This is a genomic window from Blastococcus sp. SYSU DS0533 (assembly GCF_054050775.1).
The window spans coordinates 176,549-184,569 of the sequence record NZ_JBJGZZ010000007.1 but is presented as its reverse complement, the minus strand read 5'-3'; the positions used below and the strand labels follow the sequence as shown (position 1 = coordinate 184,569).

Sequence of the window (8,021 nt, the reverse complement as noted above, 5' to 3'; positions counted from 1 at the left end):
TCACAGAGTTACGGCGGCCATGGCGAGAGGGAAACGCCCGGTAACATTCCGAACCCGGAAGCTAAGCCTCTCAGCGCCGATGGTACTGCCCTGGAGACGGGGTGGGAGAGTAGGACGCCGCCGGACAACCATTCACGAAGGGCCCCAGCCACCAGGCTGGGGCCCTTCGGCGTTCCCGGCAATGGTCGTCCCGATGCCAGGGCGCAGCAGCGCGGAGCCGGGTGCGTACGGGCGGCCTGAACGCTCTACGGGCGGCGGTCAGCGCCGGCGCGGCTCCTTGGTCGTGGCCCCGACGTTGTCCGCGAACCAGGCGTTGAGCGGCCCCAGGGCGCGCCAGGCGTCCCGTACCGGGGGGAGGGCCTCACGGCTGTGCAGCCAGTCCTCCGGAGCCCAGCGGCGGGTGGCGTGCAGCGTCTTGTGCCTCAGCAGGTCGATGCGCGGGTCGTCGGCCGCGTGGCCCGCGGGCACGCGGACCAGGCGATCGCCTTCGATCTCCCACCCGGCAGCCCGGAGGCGGGCGACCTCCTGCTCCAGACGCGGACCCTGGAGCGGATCGGCGACGGCGCGGCGGTACCTGGCCACCTGGTCGGACTCGAGCCGCCAGCATCCTCCCGACACGGTGAGGCCGTCCGCGGAGATCTGCACGTACCAGGCCCCTGCCCCGCGCCCTTCCGGGTTGACGACGGCGCCCTGGTGCGTCTTGTAGGGCGTCTTGTCGTGGCTGAACCGCACGTCGCGGTACGGCCGGAATACCTTGGCGGCACCGAACTCCGGCGCGAGCTCCTGGACGAGAGCGGCCATGGGGGCGCGGACGTGGGCCTCGTACGCGGCGCGGTGGGCCGTCCAGTAGGCCTTGCTGTTGTCCGCCTCCAACCCCTCGTAGAAGACCAGCCCCTCGTCGGGGAACCCGTCGAAGGTCATCCGTCCGTGCCTCCCCCGTCCAGCTCGACGTGCCACCGCAGCTCCCGCAGGGGTGCTGCTCCCGTGTCCAGGGTGCGGGCCCAGCCGTCAGGGGCCCAGCCGGCCGATTCGTAGAAGCCGGCGGATGCCCGGTCCGATTCCGCCAGCCAGACCTCGAGCCGGGTCGTACCCCCGGCCGAGGTGAGATCGGTGACCGCGGCCAGCAGCCGACTGCCGTGGCCACGCCGGCCCCAGCGTGGCTCGACCAGGAGCGTGCCGATCTCGGCGGCGTCGGGGCCGGCCGCCACGGCCGCGAAACCGACGACGAGGTCCCCCTCGACGGCGACGAGCACGCGGTGGCCCGGGGAGGGCGGCGCTGTGACGGCCGCCAGCCAGGACGCCGTCACAGCGGCCTCGTCCCACGCATCCAGCACCGCGGCCGGCAGGACGTCGCGGTACGCGGTCCGCCAGGTGATCCCCTGCACGCGGGCGATGGCGGCGGAATCGCCGGGCCGGGCCGGACGCACCGACACGTCCGCCGAGCCCGTGCGGCGGGGGAACGGGTTCGACGTCACCCGGGCAGCGTAGGGCTGCCCGGCGGAGCGGCGGGCGTCGTACCGGCCGGGCAGGATCTGCGGTCGTGACGACGGTCGAACGGTTGCCGGCCGCGCTGGCCCGGCGCATCGCCCTGGCCGCGCAGGGTTTCGCCGAGCCGCGGCCGGCGACGGCCGTGGGGACGCGGCAGCTGCGCCGGCTCACCGAACGGCTCGCCGTCGTGCAGATCGACTCGGTCAACGTGCTGTCCCGGTCGCACTACCTGCCCGCCTTCAGCCGGCTGGGGCCCTACCCGCGCGAGGTGCTGGACGCGCTGGCCAACCGGCGGCACGACCTGTTCGAGTACTGGGCGCACGAGGCCTCGTTCCTCCCCGTCCGGCTGCACCCCTTCCTCCGGTGGCGCATGGCGGCCGTGCAGCAGGAGGCGTGGGGCAGCATGACGAGGGTGCACCGGGAGCGGCCGGAGTACGTGGCCTCGCTGCTCGAGCGGGTGCGCCGCGACGGCCCGCTCCGGGCCGGGGAGCTGCAGGAGGAGCGGCCGAACCGGCCGGGCAGCATGTGGAACTGGCATGCGGGCAAGGCGGCTCTGGAGTACCTGTTCTTCACCGGTGCGCTGACGGCGTCGCACCGGACGGCGGGTTTCGAGCGCGTCTACGACCTCCCGGAACGGGTCCTGCCGGCCGACGTGCTGGACGCGCCCACCCCGCCACGTCCGGACGCGGTGCGGGAACTCGTCCGCACGGCCTCCCGGGCGCTGGGCGTGGCCACCGAGACCGACCTGCGTGACTACTTCCGGTTGACCCCGGCCGACGCCCGGACGGCGATCGCCGAGCTGGCCGACGCCGGCGAGCTGCTGCCGGTCGAGGTGAGCGGCTGGGGGCGCCCGGCGTGGCTCGACCCCGCGGCGCGCCGTCCGCGCTGGATCCGGGCCCGCGCGTTGCTGAGCCCTTTCGACTCCCTGGTGTGGGAGCGGCCGCGGGTCGAGCGCATCTTCGGCTTCCGCTACCGGCTGGAGATCTACACGCCGGCCCACCAGCGGGTGCACGGGTACTACGTGCTGCCGTTCCTGCTCGGCGACCGGCTGGTGGCCCGCGTGGACCTCAAGGCCGACCGGAAGGCCGGCGTGCTCCGGGTGCAGGCCGCGCACGGGGAGGAGGGTGCGAACCGCTCGCAGGTCGCCGCGGAGCTGGGCGCCGAGCTGCGGCTGATGGCCGGGTGGATGGGGCTGGACGAGGTCGCCGTCGCCGAACGGGGCGACCTCTGGCCCGAGCTCAGCTGCGCGCTGGCGGCCCCGGCGTGAGCCCGGCGAGCCGGCGCACCACGGCCAGACCGGCCGGCTCCCCGGGCCAGTGCCGCACCAGCGCGGCGTCGCCTGCCCGGCGCACCACCGACCGCAGCGCCCAGGCGACGACGACCACGTCGTCGGCGTGGCCGAGGACGGGCACCACGTCGGGCACCAGGTCGACGGGGGAGAGCAGGTAGGCCAGCAGCAGCCAGAGCCGCACGCGCAGACCCGCCGGGAGCGAGCGGTCGGCGGCCAGCCGGCGCACCAGCCGGACTACGTCGGGCAGCAGCCGCAGCCCGTCACGCACGGCCAGCCCGTCGGGTCGGCTGCGCCACAGGGCGGCCAGGAGCAGCAACCAGACGAGCAGCAGGCCGCCGGCGACGGCGAGCAGCAGGCGCCACCAGTCCACGCGCCCCAGTCTGCCCGGCCGCCGGCCGTAGGCTCGACGGGTGCCAGAGATCGCGCCGCTCCGCGTCCAGGTCGTCGCGCAGACGCAGTTCACCGCCCCCGCGGACGTGCCGTGGGAGACCGACGCCGACGGTGGCCAGGCGCTCGCCGAGTTCGCCGGCCGGGCCTGCTACGAGTCGTGGGACAAGCCCAACCCCGCGACCGCGACGAACGCCGGCTACCTGCGGCACATCCTCGAGGTCGGCCACCTCGCCGTCCTCGAGCACGGGACGGTGAGCATGTACCTCACCGGCGTCTCCCGGTCGCTCACCCACGAGCTGGTGCGCCACCGGCAGTTCTCCTACAGCCAGCTCTCCCAGCGCTACGTGCCCGAGCCGGCCGCCGCGGTCGTGGAGCCCGCGGTCATCGCCGAGGACCCGGAGCTGCACGCGCGGTTCGTCGCGGCGGCCGATGCGGCGGCGGCCGCCTACACCGAGCTGCTCGAGGGGCTGGAGCGGCGCCTGGCCGACGTGCCCCATGCCACCCTGCGCCGCCGGCAGGCCCGCCAGGCCGCCCGGTCGGTCCTGCCGAACGCCACCGAGTCCCGCATCGTCGTCACCGGCAACTACCGGGCGTGGCGGCACTTCGTCGCCATGCGGGCCAGCGAGCACGCCGACGTCGAGCTCCGCGAGCTGGCGATCGCCTGCCTCCGGGAGCTGCAGCGGGTGGCCGGCAACGTCTTCGGCGACTTCCGGATCAGCCGGCTGGCCGACGGCACCGAGGTCGCCGCGAGCCCCTTCGTCACCGAGGGCTGAGCCCCACCGGTCCCAGAGGTCACGGTCGCCGCGCGGTTCCCGGCGGGCGCACGGCCGGCCGTACCCTCGGGGCCGTGGCAGCCCCGATCGACACCCAGTACGAGGATCTCCTGCGACGCATCCTGGCGCAGGGCACGCCGAAGGACGACCGGACCGGGACGGGCACCCTGAGCCTGTTCGGCGAGCGGCTGCGCTACGACCTGGCCGAGACCTTCCCGCTCGTGACGACCAAGAAGGTGCACTTCAAGTCGATCGCCATCGAGCTGCTCTGGTTCCTGCGCGGCGAGGGCAACGTCGGGTGGCTGCGGGAGAACGGCGTCACCATCTGGGACGAGTGGGCGTCCGCCGACGGCGAGCTCGGCCCCGTCTACGGCGTCCAGTGGCGGTCGTGGCCGACGCCCGACGGCGGGCACGTCGACCAGATCGCCCAGCTGCTGGACACCCTGCGCACCGATCCGGATTCCCGCCGCATGATCGTCTCGGCCTGGAACGTGGCCGCGCTGCCCGACATGGCCCTGGCCCCCTGCCACGCGTTCTTCCAGTTCTACGTGGCCGACGGCAAGCTGTCCTGCCAGCTCTACCAGCGCAGCGCCGACATGTTCCTCGGCGTGCCGTTCAACATCGCGAGCTACGCGCTGCTCACGCGCATGATCGCCGCCCAGGTGGGGCTGGAACCGGGCGAGTTCATCTGGGTCGGCGGTGACTGCCACATCTACAGCAACCACGTCGACCAGGTGCGCGAGCAGCTGTCCCGGGAGCCGTACCCCTTCCCGGCGCTGGACCTGGCGCCGGCGCCGTCGCTGTTCGACTACAGCTTCGAGCACTTCACCGTGCGCGACTACCGGCACCACCCCGCGATCCGGGCAGCCGTGGCGGTGTGACCGGCCCGGCGAGCTCGCGAGCCGGGCGAGGTGGCATCGCCCTCATCTGGGCGCAGGCGCGGGGCGGCGTCATCGGCGCCGACGGCGGCCTGCCCTGGCACCTGCCCGAGGACCTCGCGTTGTTCCGCCGGCTGACCACCGGGTCGACGGTGGTCATGGGCCGGCGTACCTGGGAGTCGCTGCCCGCGCGGTTCCGCCCGCTGCCGCAGAGGGTGAACGTCGTGCTGACGTCCGACGCGGGCTGGTCGGCCGACGGCGCCCTGACCGCGCACTCGGTCGACCAGGTGCTCGCCGAGCACCCGTCGGCCTGGGTGATCGGCGGGGGCGCCGTCTACGCGGCCTTCCTGCCGCACGCCGCCCGGGTCGTGGTCACCGACGTCGACGTCGACGCCGCGGGGGACACCTTCGCGCCCGCCCTGGACGGCGGCTGGGTGCGTACCGCGCGCACGCCGGAGAAGGGTTGGTCGGTGTCGGCGTCGGAGGGGCTGCGGTTCGCGGTGTCGGAGTACGTGCGGGAACCCGTCGCCTCCGCTGGGTAGATTCTCCCCATGACCTCCGACCCCGCCCGGCCGTTCGGGCGCCTCCTCACGGCGATGGTCACCCCGCTGGCCGAGGACGGGTCGCTCGACCTCGCCGGGGCCCAGGAGCTGGCGGCGCACCTGGTCGACCGGGGCAGCAGCGACGGCCTGGTCGTCCTGGGGACGACGGGGGAGTCGCCGACGACCAGCGACGCCGAGCAGCGCGCCGTCCTCGAGGTGGTGCTGGACGCCGTCGGTGACCGGGCCACGGTCGTCGCCGGCGTCGGCACCTACGACACCGCGCACTCGATCGAGAAGGCGCGTACGGCGGCGGAGCTCGGCGTCCACGGGCTGCTGGTGGTCACGCCCTACTACAACCGCCCGCCCCAGGCTGGTCTGCTCCGCCACTTCACCTCGATCGCCGACAGCACAGACCTGCCGGTGATGCTCTACGACATCCCCATCCGCACCGCCACGCCGATCGAGGTCGACACGCTCGTGCGCGCCGCGGAGCACCCGCGGATCGTCGCGGTCAAGGACGCCAAGGGCGATCTCGGCGCCATGGCCTGGACCCTGGCGCGCGCGAATCTCGCCTACTACAGCGGCGAGGACATGCTGAACCTGCCGATCCTCGCGATGGGTGGCGTCGGCATGGTCAGCGTCGTCAGCCACCTCGTCGGCCCCCGGCTGGTCGAGCTGGTGGCCGCCGTCGAGGCCGGTGACCTGGTGAAGGCCAGGGCGATCAACGACAGCCTGCTCCCGGTGTACACCGGGATCTTCCGAACCCAGGGCGTCATCACGGTGAAGGCTGCGCTCAACGCGCTCGGCCTGCCCGCCGGACCGGTCCGGCCGCCGCTGGTCGACGCCACCCCCGAACAGCTCGCGCAGTTGCGCGACGACCTCGCCGCTGGAGGCGTCACCCTGTGAGTGGTCAGGTCACCCAACCGCACCTCGATCTGAAGGCGCCCCCGCCGCTACCGGAGGGCGGCCTCCGGGTCATGGCCCTCGGCGGGCTCGGGGAGATCGGCCGCAACATGGCCGTGCTCGAGTTCGACGGGAAGCTGCTGATCATCGACTGCGGTGTCCTCTTCCCGGAGGCCGAGCAGCCCGGCGTCGACCTGATCCTCCCCGACTTCGGGGTCATCGAGCACCGGCTCGACGACGTCGTCGCCGTCGTCCTCACCCACGGGCACGAGGACCACATCGGCGCGATCCCCTACCTGCTCCGGCTGCGCGAGGACATCCCCCTGGTCGGCTCGCGGTTCACCCTCGCGCTGGTCGCGGCCAAGCTCCGCGAGCACCGGCTGGACGCGACGCTGGTCGAGGTGGCCGCCGGGGAGGACCACCTGGCCGGGCCCTTCCACTGCGAGTTCATCTCGGTGAACCACTCGATCCCCGACGCGCTCGCGGTCGCGGTGCACACACCCGCAGGTGTCCTGGTGCACACCGGCGACTTCAAGATGGACCAGCTGCCTCTCGACGGCGTCCTGACCGACCTGGGGGCGTTCGCCCGGCTCGGGGTCGAGGGCATCGACCTGCTGCTGGCCGACTCCACCAACGCCGAGGTGCCGGGCTTCGTCACCCCCGAGCGGTCGATCGGGCCCGTCCTCGACGACGTGTTCGCCCGCGCCTCGCAGCGGCTGATCGTCTCCAGCTTCGCCAGCCACGTGCACCGCATCCAGCAGGTGCTCGACTGCGCCGACAAGCACGGCCGCAAGGTCGCCCTCGTCGGCCGGTCGATGGTGCGGAACATGGGCGTCGCCCGCGACCTCGGTCTGCTCAAGGTCGCCCCCGGGTTGATGGTCTCCCTCGACGACGCCGCGTCGATGCCGCCGCACCAGGTGGTGCTGGTCAGCACCGGCTCGCAGGGCGAGCCGCTGTCGGCGCTCGGCCGCATGGCGCGCGGCGACCACCACCAGGTGACCATCGAGGCCGGCGACACCGTCGTCCTCGCCTCGTCGCTGGTGCCTGGCAACGAGACCGCCGTCTACAAGGTCATCAACGGCCTGGCCCGGCTGGGTGCCACGGTCGTGCACAAGGAGACGGCGCGGGTGCACGTCTCCGGTCACGCGCCGGCCGGTGAGCTGCGCACGCTGCTCAACGTGGCCAAGCCGCGCTACCTGATGCCGGTGCACGGGGAGTGGCGGCACCTGCGGGCCCACGCGAAGCTCGCCGAGGAGACGGGGATGCCGAGCGATCGGATCCTCCTCGCCGAGGACGGCGTCGTCGTCGACCTCGTCGACGGCAAGGCCTCGATCGTCGGGTCGGTCCCGGTGGGCGACGTCTACGTCGACGGCCTCAACGTCGGCGACGTGGGGGAGGAGTCGCTGCAGGCCCGCCGCATCCTCGGCGACGAGGGCTTCGTGGCGCTCACCGTGGTGATCGAGCCGTCGACCCGGACCATCGTCCGCCCGGTGCACCTGTCCACCAAGGGCTTCTCCGACGACCCGGCGGCCTTCGACGAGGTGCTGGCCCTGGTCGAGGACAACCTCAAGCGGGCGCTCGCCGACGAGTCGGTCGACGCGCACCGGCTCTCGCAGATCATCCGGCGGACCGTCGGCAAGTGGGTGTCGGACAAGCACCGCCGGCGCCCGATGATCATCCCGACGGTCCTGGAGGTCTAGCGTGCTGGCCCCTTGTCGATCAGGTCACCTGATCGACAAGGGGTCCTGGCTCAGGA

At 73.3% G+C, this 8,021-nt stretch carries 9 protein-coding genes and 1 rRNA gene; 7 read left to right on the top strand and 3 right to left on the bottom strand.

What is annotated here, in order from left to right:
- Positions 1-9 precede the first annotated feature (9 nt).
- Positions 10-126: ribosomal RNA gene (rrf, locus tag ACI79W_RS11350) — 5S ribosomal RNA — on the top strand.
- A 132-nt stretch (positions 127-258) separates the two neighbouring features.
- On the opposite strand, the gene ACI79W_RS11345 is transcribed toward rrf, so the two are convergent.
- Positions 259-921 carry a DUF2461 domain-containing protein gene (locus ACI79W_RS11345; protein ID WP_456562185.1) on the bottom strand — a complete coding sequence of 221 codons (663 nt, stop codon included), beginning with the start codon at positions 919-921 and terminating at the stop codon, positions 259-261.
- Complete coding sequence (locus ACI79W_RS11340; protein WP_456562184.1) at positions 918-1,475, bottom strand: N-acetyltransferase family protein; 558 nt, start codon at positions 1,473-1,475, stop codon at positions 918-920. The genes ACI79W_RS11345 and ACI79W_RS11340 overlap by 4 nt, the downstream gene beginning before the upstream one ends.
- Before the next feature lie 65 nt (positions 1,476-1,540).
- Between ACI79W_RS11340 and ACI79W_RS11335 the strand changes: the two genes are divergently transcribed.
- Positions 1,541-2,755: a winged helix-turn-helix domain-containing protein gene (locus ACI79W_RS11335; RefSeq protein WP_456562183.1), complete on the top strand. Its 1,215-nt coding sequence runs from the start codon at positions 1,541-1,543 to the stop codon at positions 2,753-2,755.
- Here the strand turns inward: ACI79W_RS11335 and ACI79W_RS11330 are convergent.
- Positions 2,727-3,149 (bottom strand): DUF1232 domain-containing protein, encoded by a 423-nt coding sequence (locus ACI79W_RS11330; protein WP_456562182.1) that lies wholly within the window; start codon positions 3,147-3,149, stop codon positions 2,727-2,729. The genes ACI79W_RS11335 and ACI79W_RS11330 overlap by 29 nt on opposite strands.
- 40 nt (positions 3,150-3,189) lie before the next feature.
- Here ACI79W_RS11330 and thyX point away from each other — a divergent pair, with 40 nt between their 5' ends.
- The 5 genes from thyX (at position 3,190) to ACI79W_RS11305 (ending at position 7,965) form a co-directional block, all read left to right on the top strand.
- Positions 3,190-3,942 carry an FAD-dependent thymidylate synthase gene (gene thyX / locus ACI79W_RS11325; RefSeq protein ID WP_456562181.1) on the top strand — a complete coding sequence of 251 codons (753 nt, stop codon included), beginning with the start codon at positions 3,190-3,192 and terminating at the stop codon, positions 3,940-3,942.
- Between the two features lie 74 nt (positions 3,943-4,016).
- Positions 4,017-4,823, top strand: coding sequence for a thymidylate synthase (locus ACI79W_RS11320; RefSeq protein WP_456562180.1), 807 nt, complete (start codon positions 4,017-4,019; stop codon positions 4,821-4,823).
- Positions 4,820-5,362, top strand: coding sequence for a dihydrofolate reductase (locus ACI79W_RS11315; protein ID WP_456562179.1), 543 nt, complete (start codon positions 4,820-4,822; stop codon positions 5,360-5,362). The genes ACI79W_RS11320 and ACI79W_RS11315 overlap by 4 nt, the downstream gene beginning before the upstream one ends.
- Positions 5,363-5,371: 9 nt before the next feature.
- Positions 5,372-6,268: a 4-hydroxy-tetrahydrodipicolinate synthase gene (gene dapA, locus ACI79W_RS11310; protein WP_456562178.1), complete on the top strand. Its 897-nt coding sequence runs from the start codon at positions 5,372-5,374 to the stop codon at positions 6,266-6,268.
- A complete protein-coding gene (locus ACI79W_RS11305; RefSeq protein ID WP_456562177.1) occupies positions 6,265-7,965 on the top strand; it encodes a ribonuclease J in 1,701 nt (566 codons plus the stop codon). The genes dapA and ACI79W_RS11305 overlap by 4 nt, the downstream gene beginning before the upstream one ends.
- The last annotated feature ends 56 nt before the right edge of the window (positions 7,966-8,021 follow it).

Bases quoted from the DNA above. Each gene is read 5' to 3' on its own strand.
- ACI79W_RS11345 (WP_456562185.1), bottom strand. From the start codon at position 921: ATGACCTTCGACGGGTTCCCCGACGAGGGGCTGGTCTTCTACGAGGGG.
- dapA (WP_456562178.1), top strand. From the start codon at position 5,372: ATGACCTCCGACCCCGCCCGGCCGTTCGGGCGCCTCCTCACGGCGATG.